Origin of the sequence: Acinetobacter sp. SM1B, assembly GCF_003289665.1 — a bacterium.
Taxonomy (GTDB): Bacteria; Pseudomonadota; Gammaproteobacteria; order Pseudomonadales; family Moraxellaceae; genus Acinetobacter; species Acinetobacter schindleri.
The window spans coordinates 1-1,603 of the sequence record NZ_QMBM01000030.1; the positions used below are offsets into that span (position 1 = coordinate 1).

Genomic DNA, 1,603 nt, shown 5'->3' on the forward strand with positions numbered 1-1,603 from the left:
GATTGTTTTTGGTGTGGTCGGGGATAGACCCAAGAGTTCGCTGGTCAGAATGGTCGTGACACCAATCGTGATAGATTTCAGTCCATCTGCTGCGTTGACGGTAAACTCGCCTTGTACTGGGGTCGTTGCATTTTCGGCAATGCTGTTCGCACCAAGCGCTGATCCATTATGATCAGTGATAACCACGTTAGGTGCGCCATCGGTATGTCCGTTAATGGTGATGGTAATGGTCGCTGTCGATTTATCTCCATCTCCATCGGTAATGGTGTAACTAAATACGTCTTGGAGGCTTTGGTTATCTTTAAGGGCATTTACATCCGTATTGTTATTATTTAATTGGTAGGTGTAACTACCGTCAGCACGGAGAATTAATGTTCCGTATTCTCCATTCACTGCTGTATTCAATGCGCCATTTGCTACGTGTTCACCTGACGCAACTGTTCCAGCCTGTACTCCACTGACGTTAGCTTTGTCTGCGCCTTGGGTATCAGCTGTATCTCCACTAGATACGCCTCCTGTCAGTACGTTGCCACTGACNNTAATCGTAATCGTTACGGTATTCGTTGTACTATTGCCCTGAGCATCCTTAGTGGTATAGCTAAACGTATCCTCAACATTATCGCCATTTGATGGTTTAGTCAGTGTGTATGTGTAGTAACCATCTTCATCAATGCTGAACGTCCCATATTGAGTCGAACCATTAGTAACGGGTACTGCTTTGACCTCGGATGGTAGGTTCACTGTATCTGTTACGGTATGACCAGTACCCGCAGTTGAACCACCCGCAAGACCACTTTCATTGACAGTCTTGCTAATTGGGGCTGGTGTTAGATTGACATTTGCCACATTAATCGTAAGCGTTGAATGAGTTAAATCACCATCCGCATCACGTACCGTATAAGTAAATACATCCTGTGCATCAGCTGTTACTGCATCAGCGGTTGATACATAGGTATAACTGCCATCGGCATTTAAAGTGATATAGCCATATTGGCCATCTATCCTGCCTCCAACGCCACCAGCGCTGTTCGTTGCAGTATCACCCGATACCACACCAACCACTGCACCAGTATTCACCCAACCATCTGCGCCAGCAGTATCATTTCTTAATACACCGTCAGCAGCAAGTACGCTCAGCACACCACCTTCACTAAGGCTACCAGTATCTGCCACAGCAGTCGGAACATCATCAATCACTTGTACAACCAGACTACCTGTTGTGGTTACCCCTCCTGCATCTGTGACACTCAGTGGAATGCCACTCAGAAGTAAACCATCATTTCCAACAGCGCTATGTGTCTGGGCATTGTTCAAAGTATAGGTATAACTCAAACTACCTGAAGTTGGGATACCACCTACACTGCTATTTGCCGTAAAACCATTTAGAACGATGGTTCCACCAGCGACGTTGATCGCTGCCGATGGGTTGCTGCTACTCAGTGATTGTAATTGTGAAAGGCTAAAGTTCTGTCCGCCTATGTTAATACTGCTTAAGCCATCTCCTGCATTGATCTGAATCGTTCCACTGGCAGATTCGCTCGCTGCACTTGCATTGCTACCTGTACTTAGACCACTTTCATACACTGTAATCTGACCACCAACA

Annotated in this window: 2 protein-coding genes (1 of these 2 cut by a window edge); both read right to left on the minus strand. The window is 46.0% G+C overall.

Going from position 1 to position 1,603, the window contains the following annotated elements; all coding sequences use genetic code 11:
- The coding region (locus tag C8322_RS14255; RefSeq protein WP_228156518.1) for a VCBS domain-containing protein at positions 1-1,584 on the minus strand (1,584 nt) is incomplete at its 3' end.
- Positions 1,577-1,603: part of a VCBS domain-containing protein coding region (locus C8322_RS14630; RefSeq protein ID WP_228156519.1), annotated on the minus strand (this coding region is incomplete at its 5' end). Its footprint extends 360 nt past the window's final position; the window shows 27 of its 387 annotated nt. The genes C8322_RS14255 and C8322_RS14630, both read right to left, overlap by 8 nt.